Genomic DNA, 16,282 nt, shown 5'->3' with positions numbered 1-16,282 from the left:
TGCCCTGTGCTACGTGAGAAGCGGACGGGTGCAAGGATGGAACGCGGTACAAGAACCACACGGATCTCCGGTGCCACGCACAATGATCGGTGGCTTTCGAGCATTCATCGCAACCCGCGATGCGTGCTCGCAGAGAGATCAACTGTTGTAGAACCCGTCGAGCAGTCAGAGGAGTCAACGGACATGGCCTTCTCCGTCCAGATGCCGGCTCTTGGTGAGAGCGTCACCGAGGGAACGGTGACAAGGTGGCTGAAGCAGGAAGGAGACACGGTCGAGGTCGACGAGCCACTGCTCGAGGTCTCCACCGACAAGGTCGACACCGAGATCCCGTCGCCAACCGCGGGCGTGTTGTCGAAGATCGTCGCCCAAGAAGATGATGTGGTCGAGGTCGGCGGTGAACTCGGCGTGATCAGCGAAGCCGGTGAAGCCCCCGCGCCCGCCGCAGCTCCTGCACCCGAAGCCGCGCAAACACCCGCCCCGGCACCGGAGCCCGCTCCCGCGCCGGTCGCCGCAGCGGCACCCGCGCCCGCGGCACCTGCCGCGCCCGCGGCCGCCGCCGGATCGGGCACCCCGGTCAAGATGCCGGAACTCGGCGAATCGGTCACCGAGGGCACTGTCACCCGCTGGCTGAAGGCCGTCGGTGACCAGATCGCCGTCGACGAGCCACTGCTCGAGGTCTCCACCGACAAGGTGGACACCGAGATCCCGTCGCCGGTCGCAGGCACCCTGCTGGAGATCACCGCGCAGGAAGACGACGTTGTCGCTGTCGGTGGACAGCTCGGTGTCGTCGGCACCGGGTCTCCGGCCGCCGCAGCCCCGGCTGCACCGGCACCGGCGCCCGCACCTGCGGCACCCGCGCCCGCCCCGGCACCGGCTCCTCCGGCTCCGGCTCCCGCGCCTGCGCCTACTCCCGCAGCCGCCGCACCAGCGCCCAAGCCCGCTCCGGCTCCGGCCGCTGTGGCCGCCGCACCCGCCGCGGACTCCTCCGGCAATGGCGCGACCCCGTATGTCACTCCCCTGGTCCGCAAGCTGGCCGAGGAGAACGGCGTCGACCTGGCCGCACTGACCGGTTCCGGTGTCGGCGGACGCATCCGCAAGCAGGATGTGCTCGCCGCCGCGGAAGCCAAGAAGGCACCGGCGGCGCCCGCCGCGGCCGCACCGGCCGCCAAGGCGCCCGCGGCCGCACCGGCGGCGGCGCAGTCGCAGCTCGCGCACCTGCGCGGCACCGTGCAGAAGGCCAGCCGCATTCGGCAGATCACCGCGACCAAGACCAGGGAATCGCTGCAGAACACCGCGCAGCTGACCCAGGTGCACGAGGCGGACGTCACCAAGATCGCCGCGCTGCGCAGCCTCGCGAAGGCGTCGTTCAAGGAGCGTGAGGGCGTCAACCTGACGTTCCTGCCGTTCTTCGCCAAGGCGGTCGTCGAGGCGCTCGGCGTGCACCCGAACGTCAACGCCAGCTACGACGAGGGCACCAAGGAGATCACCTACCACGCATCGGTGCACCTCGGCATTGCCGTCGACACCGAGCAGGGCCTGCTCTCCCCGGTGATCCACAACGCGAGCGACCTGTCGCTGGCTGGGCTGGCGCGAGCCATCGCGGACATCGCCAACCGCGCGCGCAACGGCGGCCTCAAGCCGGACGAGTTGGCCGGTGGCACCTTCACCATCACCAATATCGGCAGCCAGGGCGCGCTGTTCGACACTCCGATCCTGGTGCCGCCGCAGGCGGGCATGCTCGGCACGGGTGCGATCGTCAAGCGCCCCGTGGTCGTCACCGACGAGACGGGCAACGAATCCATCGGCGTCCGTTCGATGTGCTACCTGCCGCTCACCTACGATCACCGCCTCATCGATGGCGCCGACGCGGGTCGGTTCCTGACCACGATCCGGCACCGGCTCGAGGAAGCGGCGTTCGAAGCTGATCTCGGCCTGTAATTCGGGAAGGTCGGACTGTCACGCATGAAGGTGGTGATCGCCGGTTCGTCCGGACTGATCGGGACGGCGCTCGTCGCGGCACTTCGCCGCGACGGGCATGACGTCGCCCGCCTGGTGCGCCGTCCGGCCGCGGCCCCGGACGAGTACGTGTGGGATCCCGCTCGCGCCGAATTGGACGAGCGGGCCCTGCGCGGCGCGGACGCGGTGGTCAACCTGTGCGGTGCGAGCATCGGGCGCAGGCGCTGGAACGGCAGTTACAAGCAGGAACTGCGCGACAGCCGGATCACCCCGACCGACGTGCTCGCCAACGCCGTCGCCGCGGTGGGCGTCCCGGTGCTGGTCAACGGCAGCGGTGTGCACTACTACGGCGGCGAGACCGGCGACCGCGTCGTCGACGAAACCTCGCCCGCCGGTGCGGGTTTCCTTGCCACCCTGTGCCGCGACTGGGAGGCCGCGACCGAACCCGCCACCGCCGCGGGCGTGCGCACGGTGCTGCTGCGTAGTGCCGTGGTGTTGTCGCACAGTGGCGGCATGCTCGGCATGCTGCAGCCACTGTATTCGCTCGGCCTCGGCGGCCGACTCGGCAACGGCAGGCAGTACACGCCATGGATCTCGATGGACGACGAGATCGGTGCGATCATCTTCGCGCTCACCGACGACACGATCTCCGGGCCGATCAACGCGGTTGGACCCGCGCCGGTCACGAACGCCGAATTCAACCGCGCGCTCGGCCGGGCACTGCACCGTCCGACCCCTATGGTGATGCCCGCGTTCGCATTGCGCGCGCTGATCGGTGAGTTCGCGCAGGAAGCGATCCTGCACGGCCCGCGGGCCATCCCCACCGCTCTCGAGGAAGCGGGCTATCCGTTCCAGCACCACACCATCGGCGCCGCGCTCGCGGCGACATTGGGTCGCGAGGGAGATGAGCGATGACCGGACTGCACGCGCGAACGGTGCTGGTCATCCGCGACGCACACGAAGGCGATCTCCCGTCGGTGCTCGAGATCCACAACGCGAATATCGCCACCTCCACGGCCATTTGGGATGAGGAGCAGGTCGGCCTCGACGAGCGGCGAGCCTGGTTCCGGACCCGCACCGCCGCCGGAATGCCGATTATCGTCGCCGACATCGACGGCGAAGTCGCCGGTTACGCCAGCTACGGCCCGTGGCGGCCCAAGTCCGGCTACCGGTTCTCGGTGGAGAACTCGGTGTACGTCGCGGACCGATTCCAACGGCGCGGCGTTGCCACCGCGCTGCTCACCGAGCTGGTCGCGCGGGCGCGCGCCAGCGGCACCGTGCACGCGATGATCGCCGCGATCGAATCGAGCAACACCGGGTCGATCGCATTGCACGAGCGCTTCGACTTCCACACCGTCGGCGAGCTCCCGCAGGTGGGCTGGAAGTTCGAGCGCTGGATGGACCTGACGCTGATGCAATTGACGTTGCCTATCGACCCGCAGTAGCGGCCTGCCAACCCCGAGCTATCGACCCGAGCGGCGTCCAGCCGTCTCGGGCAGTTGTCGTGCCGGGGCCGGCGACCGAGCCGGTTACCGTGTGGCATCCCCCACACCACACCGGTAGAACCTGTGAGCCGGCTGAGCGTACCGTCGAGGACGTGAACGACACGCGCACCACGTGGTCCGCCAGATTCGACACGACCCCGATCGTGGTCAAGGATCTCGGACTCATCGACTACCACAGTGCCTGGGACCTGCAGCGCAAGATCGCCGCCGAGCGGGCCGACGGCGTCGGAAACGACCACCTGCTGCTGCTCGAGCACCCCTCGGTGTACACGGCGGGCCGGCGCACCGAGGCCGAGGATCTGCCGATCGACGGCAGCCCGGTGGTCGAGGTCGATCGCGGCGGCAAAATCACCTGGCACGGGCCGGGTCAGCTCGTCGGCTACCCGATCGTGCGGCTCGCCGAACCGGTGGACGTGGTGCAGTACGTGCGCAGGCTGGAGGAGGCGCTGATCACCGTGTGCACCGACCTCGGCCTGACCTGCGGCCGCATCGAGGGCCGATCGGGCGTATGGCTGCCCGCGACCGAGTTCTTCGCCGAACGCAAGATTGCCGCCATCGGTGTGCGCGTGCAGCGTGGCGTTGCCCTGCACGGCATTTCACTGAACTGTAATTCCGCGCTCGACGGCTTCCAGGCGATCGTGCCGTGCGGCATCCGTGACGCGGGCGTCACCACGCTGACCCGCGAGCTCGGCCGCGAAGTGACGGTGGCCGAGGTCAAGCCCACGGTCACCGACGCGATCATTCGCGCGCTCGACGGCGAACTTCCGGTGACCGCGCACGACATCGCGCGCGTCACACCGCAGCCCGCACCGGGCGTCGGCGCGTGACCGCGGTGACCGATGGCGCGACAGCGGGGGAAAACACCGGGCGTAGCATCGGTTCGGTGACCTCAGCTTCAGCACCAGCAGGACGCAAACTGCTACGCATCGAGGCGCGCAACGCGGAGACCCCGATCGAGCGCAAACCTCAATGGATACGCACCAAGGCCAAGATGGGCCCGGAGTACACCGAACTCAAGGGACTGGTCAAACGCGAGGGCCTGCACACGGTGTGCGAGGAAGCGGGCTGTCCCAACATCTTCGAGTGCTGGGAAGATCGCGAAGCCACCTTCCTCATCGGCGGCGAGCAGTGCACCAGGCGCTGTGACTTCTGCCAGATCGACACCGGCAAGCCGGCCGCACTCGACCGCGACGAGCCCCGCCGTGTCGCCGAGAGCGTGCAGGCGATGGGTCTGCGCTACTCGACCATCACCGGCGTCGCCCGCGACGACCTGGAAGACGGCGGCGCCTGGCTCTACGCCGAAACCGTCCGTGCCATCAAGGCTTTGAACCCCAACACCGGCGTCGAGCTGCTCATCCCCGACTTCAACGCCGACCCCGATCAGCTCGCCGAAGTGTTCTCCTCACGCCCCGAGGTGCTCGCGCACAACCTCGAAACCGTGCCGCGCATCTTCAAGCGAATCCGCCCGGCCTTCCGCTACGAGCGTTCGCTCTCGGTGCTGACCGCGGCGCGCGAAGCGGGCCTCGTCACCAAGTCCAACCTGATCCTCGGCATGGGCGAGACCCCGGAAGAGGTCACCCAGGCGATGCGCGACCTGCACGAGGCGGGCTGCGACATCCTCACCATCACCCAGTACCTGCGCCCGTCCCCCCGGCACCACCCGGTCGACCGCTGGGTGAAGCCCGAGGAATTCGTCGACCACTCGAAGATGGCCGAGGAAATCGGCTTCGCGGGTGTCATGGCGGGGCCCCTGGTCCGCTCCTCTTACCGCGCAGGCCGCCTCTACACCCAGGCGATGACCCACCACGGCCGTGAAATCCCCGCCGCCATGGCCCATCTCGCCAAGGAAGGCACCGCCTCCCAGGAGGCGAGCGCGGTCCTCGCGCGCTTCGGTTCCTGAGCTATCGCACCTGACTCGGTCCCCGCACTCCGGCGAATGTTCGCTGGTGCGCGGGGACCGAGTCGTTTGTTCGGTGCGTCGATCGACACTGCCTGCCTGCGGGCCCCTTTTCCGCGCGTTCGCCCGAAGCGTGGACGCGACGTGACCGGTGGTGGGAAGCTCGATGTACGGCAGGTGTCGGCGAGGAAGCGAGACACAGTGGACAAGGCGAGTGCAGCTGCCGGGGGCAACGGCAGAGGAGTGAGCGCGGGGCGGCCGGAGGACATCCGGAATGTGGTGCTGGTCGGGCACAGCGGGTCGGGGAAGACGACGCTGGTCGAGGCGCTGGCGCTGACGACGGGGGCGGTGAACCGGGCGGGGCGGGTCGAGGACGGCACTTCGCTGTCGGATTACGACGAGATCGAGCATCGTCAGCATCGATCGGTGCAGTTGTCGGTGGTACCGATCTCCTGGTCCGGAATCAAGATCAATCTGCTGGACACGCCCGGCTATGCCGATTTCGTCGGTGAGCTGCGCGCGGGCCTGCGGGCGGCGGACGCGGCGCTGTTCGTGGTTTCCGCGGCGGAGGGCGCCGAGGCGGTCAGTGGGGCGACCCGTGCGCTGTGGGAGGAATGCGCAGCGGTCGGGATGCCGCGCGCGATCGTGATCACCCACCTCGACACCGCACGCGCCGATTTCGACGAGATGACCGAGACCTGTCGCGCCGTTCTCGGCGACGGTTCGTCGGAAAATATTCTGCCACTGCATCTTCCGGTGTACGGGCCGAAAAGTCCCGACGGTCATCGACCGGTCACGGGGCTGGTCGAGCTGCTGCCGCACTGCGTGGTCGACTACTCCTCCGGGGAATGCGCGCAGATCGAACCATCCGCCGATCAGGTGACCGAGTTGGAGGAAGCGCGCAACCGCCTCATCGAGGGCATCATCGCCGAGAGCGAGGACGAATCGCTCATGGAGCGCTACCTCGGCGGCGAGGAGATCGATCTCGCCACGCTCGTCACCGACCTCGAACGCGCGGTCGCCCGCGGCAGCTTCCATCCCGTGCTATTCGGCGCGCACGCGCCGGAGGGCGCCAAACAGGGCCTCGGCACCGTCGAACTGCTCGACCTGATCACGGGCGGCTTCCCGACACCGGCGGAGCACACCGTCTCCGCGATCACCATCACCAATGGCGCCTCGCCACAGCCGCTGCACTGCGACCCGGCGGGCGTACTGGCCGCGGAGGTGATCCGGACGGCGTCGGACCCCTACGTCGGCCGGGTGTCACTGGTCCGGGTCTTCTCCGGCACTCTGCACGCCGACGACACCGTGCACGTATGCGGCCACGGGCACGAGGACCGCGGCCACGAGAACCACGATGTCGACGAACGGATCGGCGCGGTCACCGCACCGTTCGGCAAACAGCAGCGCCCGCTCGGGCAGGCGATCGCGGGCGACATCGCCTACGTCACCAAACTCGGCAGCGCCGAGACCGGCGACACCCTGTCCGGCACCGCGGCCCCGCTGCTCATCGAGCCGTGGCCGATGCCGGATCCGCTGCTCCCCATTGCCATTCAGGCCCGCAGCAAGGCCGACGAGGACAAGCTCTCGTCCGGCCTCGCGCGCCTGGTCGCCGAGGATCCCGCGGTGCGGCTGGAGCAGAACGGCGACACCCACCAGGTCGTGCTGTGGTGCCTCGGCGAGGCGCACCGCGATGTCGCGCTGGAGCGGTTGCGCACCCGATTCGGGGTTCAGGTCGACGTGATCGATCACAAGGTCGCGCTGCGGGAGACGTTCGCGGGCAAGGCAACCGCGCGCGGCAGGCACGTCAAACAGTCCGGCGGCCACGGCCAGTACGCCGTCTGCGAGATCGAGGTGGAGCCACTGCCCGGTGGCTCCGGCATCGAGTTCGTCGACAAGGTGGTCGGCGGCGTTGTTCCGCGCCAATTCATTCCGTCGGTGGAGAAGGGCGTCCGCGCGCAGGCGCTGCGCGGGGTGGCGGCAGGCTATCCCCTAGTCGACGTGCGGGTCACGCTCTTCGACGGCAAGGCCCACTCGGTCGATTCCTCCGATGCCGCCTTCCAAACCGCGGGTGCGCTCGCCCTGCGCGAGGCCGCGGCCACGGCGGGCGTCGCGCTGCTCGAACCGCTCGACGAGGTCTGGGTCGTCGTCTCCGACGACTACGTCGGCCAGGTCCTCACCGACCTGTCCAGCCGCCGCGGCCGTGTCCTCGGCACCGAACCGCACGGCATCGGCCGCACCCGCATCCACGCCGAGGTCCCCGAACTCGAACTCAGCCGCTACGCCATCGACCTGCGTTCACTCTCACACGGCACCGGCGACTTCAGCCGCACCTATACCCGGCACGAGCAAATGCCCCAGTCGATTGCCACCGCTGTCCGCGGGCAGGCCACGGTCCGGACCTAGCCGCCACCGCTGCGATATCTCCCTGCGGCCAACCGTCCGGGTGCGGCCGCCACGTGCTCTAGTTGACGATCAGCCGATCAGCGTCGAGAGGACACCGGCAGCAGGCTCAACGGCCGACCGAGTACGGCCACGATGCTCGTCTTCCCGACTCGGGTGGCAGCGTCAGCATTCTGGTGGGTACGGAAAGCACAGCGGCGGCACGAGCATAGGTGCTGGTTCCGCCGTTTCGGCGACAGGTTCAGCTGGTACAGCGGCCTCGGTGGTCGGTGTGGGCTGGGGCGGCACAACTGCGTTCTGGTGCGACGACGAGCAAGCGGCAGCCAGGAACCAGAGCGCGGCGAAGGCGCCCACGATCACAGCCACCGCCGCCAGCTGCTGCGGGAGATGCCGATTGAACTGCAACTGCTGCGGGAGATGCCGGTTGAACTGCACAGGGCCGGTCGCCTGGGCTGGGAAAAGCTGACGGATGGGCAGCGCAGGTCGAAGCGATGGCATGCGGAGCCGACGTTCGTTGACGACCGGTTTGGTTCGGCCCGGCAACAGTCTCGGTGTGGTTTGTGGCGGTAACCAGTTCTCGGGGGGTGGCTGCGCGCTGACCGGGCGCGACGGCATGTCGTCATAGTCGTCGTCATAGTCGGGTTCGTAGTCGTCATCGTCGTAGCCATCCGCATCCGTATCCGCATCGATCCACGACGACCATTGGCCGGTGAAGGACGACTGCGGACCGGCAGGTTCGGGAGCCTCGACATCACCCGCATCGACTTCGTTCTCGTCTGCCGGGTATGGCGTCGAGGCTCGGTACGACAGCGGCGGATCCGCATCGCGATCGGAGACTGTCGACGACACGCGATGATCTGCGCGGAAAGTGCTCGGCGACGGCGGCTCGACCTCGGAATCGGGCTCGATCAACGGCGGCTGACCATCGAGAAACGATGATCTCCCCGACGGCTCCCTGTCGGTGTCAGGCGTGATCCATGGCGGCGGGACCACGGCGGGCGCTCCTCGTTGCCGACCGCTCGAGTCCGGAGCACGTCGCCCCTCCGCGGTCGACCACGCGCCGGGCGCTTCCGCGACCAGTTGCGTGTCCGTGCAGCTCGCGGCGGTAGCACTCGCACCGGAATGCGACACCAGCGCCGCCCCGGCGTCGTCGGACACTTCGTCGGTCCGGCGATGATCCACGCGGGTGGACAGCGAGCGGTGCGAGCTCTGATCGCCCAGCGGTCGCACCGGTGGCCCGAATCGCGTTACCTGTTCCGATTCCTCCGGTCGCACCCGCAGGAGGGTCGCCGCCTGCGGCGACTCCGATTGGTCCGATACCGGCACCGGCTGATCGTCGTCCGGTGGGTCGTCGAGTTCGGCCGACCGCTCCGAGCCGGATGAGGTCGCGGCTATCGCGGGCAGCGGCGCGGTCGGTGAGCGGTCCGAATCGGGTGCGCTCGGTGACGGCACTCCACTCGGATCCGCATGCGGGCGTGTCTGCGACGGAAAGCCCTCCGCAACCAGGTCTTCGCAGGTGACCAGATCGGACATGTGCAGGTCACCGAGCAACGCGTGCACGTCCTCGGCGGACCAGATCAGCCGTCGGTTCGCGGTGCGGATGAACCAGGCACGCAGCTGCCCGGGAGTCGACCCCAACACCACCGGGAATTCGTCCTGCCGCGATTCGACAGTCGAGGTGATGTCCGCTTCCTCGGGCGGCACCACGACCATCAGCCCGTCGACATGGGCGTCGACATGGCGCTCACGAACCAGTTCTTTCAGCCTGGAGACAGCATTCGTCATCTGATCGAACAGGCTGCTGTCGTCACGTACCTGGATCAGGTCATCCTCGAAGGTGGACGGTCGCCCATCGGCCCGCACCGGCAGGCCACCGGTGGCCGCCACTGGAACGGCCGCTTTCGCTCCGATCACGACAACGGCCTGCGGCGTGATCACCACCAGGTCGGTTGCCCTCGCATTGCCGGTGCGACCGGACTCCGGGATAGCACACCCAGGAATCGCCAGTCCCACAATGATGCGATGCCCGGTCCAGGTCCGCATCCAGTCGAGCACTCGCTGCTCGGATTCCGGTATCGCCGTTCGCTCGTTGATGACCCGCATCGATGGCCACCCTTCATCGCGTCCACCCTATCGACCGCTCAACAATATTCGATGCGAAGCCAGTTGGAAATTCGAAAGGCACTGCAAGAGCAGGGTATTGGCGGCACAAGGGCGGCTATACGCCACAGCGGCGGCGGACTCGATCACGCACCGTTGCGCCGCAGTTCAGGCGCAGATCTGGCATGACCTTCGTGCATCGCATGCGAGCCCGGAGGACTGTTGAACCGACCATCGCCTCGGTGGCCACCACGCCGTACTGCACGAGCAAGGCCAGGTGGTCGAGCCTATGTGATCTCGATCATCTCGGATCGGCGAGCACGCCGCGGCGCGATCACTCGAACCACGCCCGTCCCGCCGCCGACCGGGCTATACGCAGCCACTATCCTGAGACACATGGCAGTAGGCAAGGGCGGCACGCCGTCGAAGGAAGCGAAGGCCGCGGCGAAGGCGGCGCGCAAGCAGCAGTCGAAAGAACGCCGCCAGCAGTTGTGGCAGGCGTTCCAGATGCAGCGCAAGGAAGACAAGCTGCTGCTGCCCTTGATGATCGGCGCCGTGGTCGGCATCACGGCCGTGTTCGTGGTGATCGGCCTGATCTTCGGATTGCAGTGGTTCCTGCTGCCGCTCGGCCTGCTGCTCGGTGTACTCGTGGCGTTCATCATCTTCGGGCGGCGCGTGCAGAAGAACGTGTACGCCAAGGCCGAGGGCCAGGCGGGCGCCGGGGCGTGGGTGCTGGAGAACCTGCAGGGCAAGTGGCGGGTCAGCAACGGCATCGCCGCGACCACTCAGCTGGACGCGGTGCACCGGGTGATCGGCCTGCCCGGGGTGATCCTGATCGGCGAGGGTTCCCCGCAGCGGCTGAAATCGCTGATCGCGCAGGAGAAGAAGCGCACCGCGCGACTCATCGGCGATACCCCGATCTACGACATCATCATCGGTAACGACGAGGGCCAGGTATCGCTGAAGGAGCTGCAGCGCCACCTCACCAAGCTGCCTCGCAATATCGACGTCAAGCGCATGGACCTCATCGAGGGCAGGCTCAGCGCCCTCAACGCGCGCAGCGGCCCGGCGCTGCCGAAGGGTCCGATGCCCGCGGGCGCCAAGATGCGCGGCGTGCAGCGCAGCATCCGCAGGCGCTGACCCAGCGCAGTAATGATTCGAAAGGCCCGCGTCCCGGGAGTCGGGACGCGGGCCTTTCGAGTATCCGGCGTGCTGTTACGCCGACTGCTCGGTGGTGAGCAGCCAGGTGAGGTATCTCGATCGCGTCGCGGGCGGTCCGGACACCGGGTACGGGCCGTAACGTGACGCCGCGTCAGCGGGCGCGCGCGACCGCGGTACCGGTGGCGCGGTCGTGCATGCCGCGGCCGTCGGCGTCGGTGAACAAAGCGGGCACCACGAACACCAGCAGCGCCTGCCTGGCCAGCGCGCGCACGAAACCGACGCCGACCGGCGCATCGACCCGGATCACTCGCAGCCGAAGGAAGTACTGCCCCGGCGTGTAACCGAACAACGTGACCGCACCCACACCGATCACGAACCAGATCACCAGGGTGAGGCTGGAGGCCGAGCTGCCGCGCACGATCAACAGCGAGATCCCGACCGCGATCATCCAGTCCACGAACAGCGCGGCGATGCGGCGTCCCATGCCGGGCAGCGACCCGGGACCCGACTGCGGCAGACCGAGGTACTGACCGGGGAACTCAGGAGTTGCCGGGTCATCCGGGTTCGTCGGAGGTCCCGAGAGCCATGATCCGGTGCTGCGTGCCATACCCCCACAATAAGCGCGCCCAACCGGCTGACCGGCACCGCATAAGGGGAGTTCAGGTCGGCGCGTGCCCCCACGGATGGGAGGATTACCATGCTGTTCGAGCCCGGGTGGTCAGCGCCACCCGACCAGCCGCACGTGTAACACTGGCGAAACACAGCCTTGACTGCCGGGAAACACCGCATCCATAGCGTCTGGTCGCGACGAACCCATGCAATCGACACGGGCTGGGAACCGATCCGTAAGGAGCACAAGTGACGTTCAGCACGGCCGACGAGGTCATCAAATACCTCGCTGACGAAGAAGTCGAGTATGTCGACATCCGCTTCAGCGATCTTCCTGGTGTACAGCAGCACTTCTCGATCCCCGCGAAGGCGTTCACCACCGACCTCGCAGAGGAAGGGCTCGCGTTCGACGGCTCCTCCGTCCGTGGCTTCCAGTCGATCGACGAGTCGGACATGCTCCTACTCCCCGACTTCAGCACCGCGCGACTGGACCCGTTCCGCGCCGCGAAGACCCTGAACCTCAACTTCTTCGTGCACGACCCGTTCACCCGCGAGGCCTACAGCCGCGACCCGCGCAACATCGCGCGCAAGGCCGAGGAGTACCTGCGTTCGACCGGTATCGCCGACACCGCCTACTTCGGCGCCGAGGCGGAGTTCTACATCTTCGACTCGGTCCGCTACGAATCGGGGATGAACGGCTCGTTCTACGAGATCGACTCGATCTCGGGTTCGTGGAACACCGGCGCGGAGTTCAACCCGGACGGCACCCGCAACCGCGGCTACAAGGTCCGCAACAAGGGCGGTTACTTCCCGGTCGCCCCGTACGACCACTACGTCGACCTGCGCGACAAGATCTCGACCAACCTGCAGAACGCGGGCTTCGAGCTCGAGCGCGGCCACCACGAGGTCGGCACCGCCGGTCAGGCCGAGATCAACTACAAGTTCGGCACCTTGCTTTCGGCCGCCGACGATCTGCAGCTGTTCAAGTACATCGTGAAGAACACCGCGTGGCAGGAAGGCAAGACCGTCACGTTCATGCCGAAGCCGCTCTTCGGTGACAACGGCTCGGGCATGCACGTGCACCAGTCGCTGTGGAAGGACGGCAAGCCGCTGTTCCACGACGAGGCCGGCTACGCGGGCCTTTCGGATCTGGCACGGCACTACATCGGCGGCATCCTGCACCACGCGCCGTCGCTGCTCGCCTTCACCAACCCGACCGTGAACTCCTACCACCGTCTGGTTCCCGGCTACGAGGCCCCCATCAACCTGGTGTACTCGCAGCGCAACCGCTCCGCCGCCGTGCGCATCCCGGTCACCGGCAACAACCCGAAGGCCAAGCGCATCGAGTTCCGCGCGCCGGACTCCTCGGGCAACCCGTACCTGGCCTTCGCCGCCATGATGATGGCGGGCCTGGACGGCATCAAGCGCAAGCTCGAGCCGCTGGCCCCGGTCGACAAGGACCTCTACGAGCTCCCGCCGGAGGAGGCCAAGAACATCCCCCAGGCCCCCACCAGCCTGGCGTCGGTCATCGACAAGCTCGAGCAGGACCACGACTACCTCACCGAAGGCAACGTCTTCACCGAGGACCTGATCGAGACCTGGATCTCCATCAAGCGCGAGCAGGAAATCGCCCCGGTGAACCTGCGCCCGCACCCGTACGAGTTCGAGCTCTACTTCGACGTGTAAGCCTTCGGGCTACTGAACTGCGGCCGGAGCAGCTAACCCAGATCTTCGGTCCGCGGTTCGCCGGCGGTAGTTTCCAGCGAGTCCATCCGTTCCGCGATCACTTGACCGATTGCGAAGCGGGTGGACTCGTCTGCGTCCGGCCATGGCTCGGATCGCACGATCCCGACGGCGGACACCCGCTGTCGCGTCGACCGCGGATAACAGTGACGGTTCTTTCGCCGTCCCCGGCGCGCTGGTGTCAGAACGGCGCAGAATGCACCTGCTACCAGGCTTTTCCTTGTAACCTTCACATCCATGACCGGCGGACCTGTCTGGGTGCATCCAGCCGAAGGAAGTGCGGGGCCGACAAGGAGGGGGCGGCGTTCATCGACATGGTTCGTGCGCCCCAAACACCCGACCGCAGCGCTGCAGTTGACCGCACACTTGGAGATTCCGCTCAGCGACGGACATGTGATCAGCAACGACATCCCGCTGACGGTCCCGGTGCACCGCACGATGGCCTATACCGTAGGACAAATCTTCACCAACTGGGCTACCTGGTCAGCGATTGCCGTGAGCGTGATCGGAGTAGCCGGCGGGCTGCTGCATCGACGACAATCCAAGACGAAGCGGGCCGCCGTCCTGCCGGCACGGCCGCAGACATCAGGCCGGAAGCCTGCTCGAAAGCGGAAGAGGTGAAGGATCTTCCGCGTTCATAGATCGAATCTTTCCGCGACAGTGTGAATCCCGTTGAATGGAACCGGAATCCTGTTGAGCGGGAAGGGGATCCCGATCAGCGGGGCAGTTGCGGCGAAAGCGGAGAGAACAGCTGCACAGACCTCGGCGTTGGTCCTACTGTCCCGCGCCATGAAGATTTCTATTATTTCTTTCATTACCGCCGCCCTCGCGACTTTCGCACTGACCGCGACCGGTTCGCCGCCTACCGCGATTGCCGATCCCGCCGTCGAGGCGGCGGCGGCGCGTATCGAATTGCAGGGGGCGGTGAATGTCCGGGATATCGGCGGATATCGCACCTATGACGGGGCGAAGGTCAAGTCCGGCAAGGCTATTCGAGCCGATTCATTGGACAAGCTGACCCCTGCGGATGTGCAGAAGCTGGGTAGCCTGAATCTGAAGGCGGCCATCGATCTGCGGACACCCGCGGAGGTCCAGTTCTCAGGACCCGACAAGCTGCCCGCGGGCGTGCAACAGGTCTCGCGGCCGATCGATGACACCGGGCTGTTCCAGCAGATGCTGCAAGCGATTCAGTCTCGCGATCCGCAGCGGCAGGAGGAATTGCTCGGCAACGGACGGGCCGAGGAGATCATGGCGGGGGTTTATCGGAGCTTCTTCAACACCGACTCGCTGGCCAAATTCGGGCAGACGATCAAGGATCTCGCCGCGACCGACAAGGCCACGCTCTATCACTGCACCGCGGGCAAGGATCGAACCGGCTGGGTGACCTACGTGGTCCTGCGCGCGGTCGGCGTGCCGGAACAGACCGCGCGACAGGACTATTTGCTGTCGAATCAGTTCCGCGCCGCCGCTGATGCGAAGCTGCGTGAGGACGTGAAGCGGGCAGGCCTGATGCAGAACCCCGATCTGCTGATCCCCCTGCAGGAAGTCCGTGACGCCTACCTGGAAACCGCAGTCGACAAGCTCGAAGCGGACTACGGCGATTTCGGGAAGTTCCTGACCCAGGGCCTCGGCCTCGACGGCAGGACTATCCTGCAACTCCGTAAGAACCTCGTCGGCTGACACACTCGGGATTCGTTCGGGTCCAGACATTTTCGATGCTGGACCCGAACGACCGCGTCTGCAGGTCCGCGCCGCGGCGAACAGGCAAGCATCACAGTCGTGTCGTGCGACAGTGGTCCTATACTGCTTCGGCAGAAGTTTCGCGGACGAGGGACACCCAGATATGCACAGCGCGACCCACGTGCTGGAGGGTCTGACAGGACGACTCGCGACCGACACCACCGATCTCGCACGGGTGGTGAGCGAGCGGATTACCCGGTTCGCCGACGTAAGCGGCCCTGGCACGAACACGATCGTCCAAGGCGACCGAGACTTCACACCGGGCTGGGACTGGACGATGAGTCCGAATTCGCTTGGTCTATCAGGTAATTCGCCGCATAGTTCCGCGGGCGGACCCATCTTCGGCATCGATACGCAGACCGGCGCAACTCTGTCGTTTCGACCGGAGGATATCTACAGTGTCGGGCTGCACGATGCCGATGGACGCCCGCTCGGCGTACTGTTCCCCGAGACCGACCACGACGTCGCGAATATTCCTCGGTGGGCGAGCATGCGCAACCGCGACAGCGACCTCTACTACCGCGACGCCTACCAGATAAGTCCCGCAACGCAGAATTCGCATGCACGCTGGCAGTACAGCGAGCGCCGAGATGCAGCGTGGCAAAGGGAGGTACAACGGACCGGCCGCCCTCCGTTGTACATCATCTCCCACTCCTACCCGGAGTCTCACCTTGTCCAGGTCGATATCAATGGCGAACGTCGTCGGGTGTTCGTCGACGGAAGCGGCTACGGGCCCGCCGTCGCCGGCAATGAGCACACCTTGGAAGCGGTCGAAGACAATCCCGAAAGCCCGGTCGTGCTCGTATCGTGCAGCCCAGCCCAGACGGGAAGCGCGACAGCGCAATTCTCGGCCGAGTACCTGATCAACGAAGGCGAGATGGACCGAGACATCCACACCGCCAAGTCCATCCTCATCCTCCCGCGGGACGAAGACATCGGATGGTCTTGGCTGGGTTCGGAGGCATTGTTCGACCGTTCGGGTCGTCAGCTGCAGACGTTCGAATCGTACTGGGGGTCACCATATTCGGCCGGGCGCTCAGACCTCCCCAAACAATATTGACCGGCCGTCTCGGGCGCGAAATCCGCACCCGATCGCAGACCTCCAATTCAGCCGGCCCTGAGCACAAAAGAATAATGGCCCGCCGTCCTACCGAACGGCGGTCCATTT

Annotated in this window: 12 protein-coding genes; 10 read left to right on the top strand and 2 right to left on the bottom strand. The window is 66.7% G+C overall.

Annotated features, from left to right (window positions below; translation table 11 throughout):
- The first annotated feature begins 183 nt into the window (after positions 1–183).
- The 6 genes from sucB (at position 184) to ACFU4Z_RS29880 (ending at position 7,764) form a co-directional block, all read left to right on the top strand.
- A complete protein-coding gene (gene sucB, locus ACFU4Z_RS29905; RefSeq protein WP_379069519.1) occupies positions 184–1,938 on the top strand; it encodes a 2-oxoglutarate dehydrogenase, E2 component, dihydrolipoamide succinyltransferase in 1,755 nt (584 codons plus the stop codon).
- A 24-nt stretch (positions 1,939–1,962) separates the two neighbouring features.
- Positions 1,963–2,871: a TIGR01777 family oxidoreductase gene (locus ACFU4Z_RS29900; protein ID WP_379069516.1), complete on the top strand. Its 909-nt coding sequence runs from the start codon at positions 1,963–1,965 to the stop codon at positions 2,869–2,871.
- Positions 2,868–3,401, top strand: a complete 534-nt coding sequence (locus ACFU4Z_RS29895; RefSeq protein ID WP_379069513.1) for a GNAT family N-acetyltransferase — start codon at positions 2,868–2,870, stop codon at positions 3,399–3,401. Before ACFU4Z_RS29900 ends, ACFU4Z_RS29895 begins: the two co-directional genes overlap by 4 nt.
- A 152-nt stretch (positions 3,402–3,553) precedes the next feature.
- Positions 3,554–4,288, top strand: a complete 735-nt coding sequence (gene lipB, locus ACFU4Z_RS29890; RefSeq protein WP_379069510.1) for a lipoyl(octanoyl) transferase LipB — start codon at positions 3,554–3,556, stop codon at positions 4,286–4,288.
- A 56-nt stretch (positions 4,289–4,344) separates the two neighbouring features.
- Positions 4,345–5,361: a lipoyl synthase gene (gene lipA, locus ACFU4Z_RS29885; protein WP_379069507.1), complete on the top strand. Its 1,017-nt coding sequence runs from the start codon at positions 4,345–4,347 to the stop codon at positions 5,359–5,361.
- 198 nt (positions 5,362–5,559) lie between these two features.
- On the top strand, positions 5,560–7,764 hold the full coding sequence (locus ACFU4Z_RS29880; RefSeq protein WP_379069505.1) for an elongation factor G-like protein EF-G2: 2,205 nt from the start codon (positions 5,560–5,562) through the stop codon (positions 7,762–7,764).
- Positions 7,765–7,926: 162 nt separating this feature from the next.
- On the opposite strand, the gene ACFU4Z_RS29875 is transcribed toward ACFU4Z_RS29880, so the two are convergent.
- The gene (locus ACFU4Z_RS29875) at positions 7,927–9,864 is read right to left on the bottom strand and encodes a hypothetical protein (RefSeq protein ID WP_379069502.1); all 1,938 of its coding nucleotides are present in this window, start codon (positions 9,862–9,864) and stop codon (positions 7,927–7,929) included.
- 393 nt (positions 9,865–10,257) lie between these two features.
- On the opposite strand from ACFU4Z_RS29875, the gene ACFU4Z_RS29870 reads away from it, so the two are divergent.
- Complete coding sequence (locus ACFU4Z_RS29870) at positions 10,258–11,001, top strand: DUF4191 domain-containing protein (protein ID WP_379069499.1); 744 nt, start codon at positions 10,258–10,260, stop codon at positions 10,999–11,001.
- Between the two features lie 172 nt (positions 11,002–11,173).
- Here ACFU4Z_RS29870 and ACFU4Z_RS29865 read toward each other — a convergent pair whose 3' ends face one another.
- Positions 11,174–11,629: an RDD family protein gene (locus ACFU4Z_RS29865; protein ID WP_379069496.1), complete on the bottom strand. Its 456-nt coding sequence runs from the start codon at positions 11,627–11,629 to the stop codon at positions 11,174–11,176.
- 251 nt (positions 11,630–11,880) lie between these two features.
- Here ACFU4Z_RS29865 and glnA point away from each other — a divergent pair, with 251 nt between their 5' ends.
- The 3 genes from glnA to ACFU4Z_RS29850 all read left to right on the top strand — a co-directional run bounded on the left by glnA (position 11,881) and on the right by ACFU4Z_RS29850 (position 16,174).
- Entirely contained in the window at positions 11,881–13,317 is a 1,437-nt protein-coding gene (gene glnA, locus ACFU4Z_RS29860) for a type I glutamate--ammonia ligase (RefSeq protein WP_379069493.1), read from the top strand.
- 846 nt (positions 13,318–14,163) lie between these two features.
- A complete protein-coding gene (locus ACFU4Z_RS29855; RefSeq protein WP_379069489.1) occupies positions 14,164–15,054 on the top strand; it encodes a tyrosine-protein phosphatase in 891 nt (296 codons plus the stop codon).
- Between the two features lie 235 nt (positions 15,055–15,289).
- The gene (locus ACFU4Z_RS29850; protein ID WP_379069486.1) at positions 15,290–16,174 is read left to right on the top strand and encodes a hypothetical protein; all 885 of its coding nucleotides are present in this window, start codon (positions 15,290–15,292) and stop codon (positions 16,172–16,174) included.
- Positions 16,175–16,282 lie beyond the last annotated feature (108 nt).

This window comes from Nocardia sp. NPDC057440 (genome assembly GCF_042802915.1).
In the GTDB taxonomy this organism is placed as follows: Bacteria; Actinomycetota; Actinomycetes; order Mycobacteriales; family Mycobacteriaceae; genus Nocardia.
Note: the sequence above shows the minus strand (reverse complement) of the source record. Positions and strands in the feature narration are given on the sequence as shown.

What these genes read in the sequence shown, in the direction of transcription:
- ACFU4Z_RS29870 (WP_379069499.1), top strand. Translation starts at nt 10,258, where the DNA reads ATGGCAGTAGGCAAGGGCGGCACGCCGTCGAAGGAAGCGAAGGCCGCG.
- ACFU4Z_RS29875 (WP_379069502.1), bottom strand. Translation starts at nt 9,864, where the DNA reads ATGCGGGTCATCAACGAGCGAACGGCGATACCGGAATCCGAGCAGCGA.
- sucB (WP_379069519.1), top strand. Translation starts at nt 184, where the DNA reads ATGGCCTTCTCCGTCCAGATGCCGGCTCTTGGTGAGAGCGTCACCGAG.
- ACFU4Z_RS29855 (WP_379069489.1), top strand. Translation starts at nt 14,164, where the DNA reads ATGAAGATTTCTATTATTTCTTTCATTACCGCCGCCCTCGCGACTTTC.
- ACFU4Z_RS29895 (WP_379069513.1), top strand. Translation starts at nt 2,868, where the DNA reads ATGACCGGACTGCACGCGCGAACGGTGCTGGTCATCCGCGACGCACAC.
- ACFU4Z_RS29900 (WP_379069516.1), top strand. Translation starts at nt 1,963, where the DNA reads ATGAAGGTGGTGATCGCCGGTTCGTCCGGACTGATCGGGACGGCGCTC.
- ACFU4Z_RS29865 (WP_379069496.1), bottom strand. Translation starts at nt 11,629, where the DNA reads ATGGCACGCAGCACCGGATCATGGCTCTCGGGACCTCCGACGAACCCG.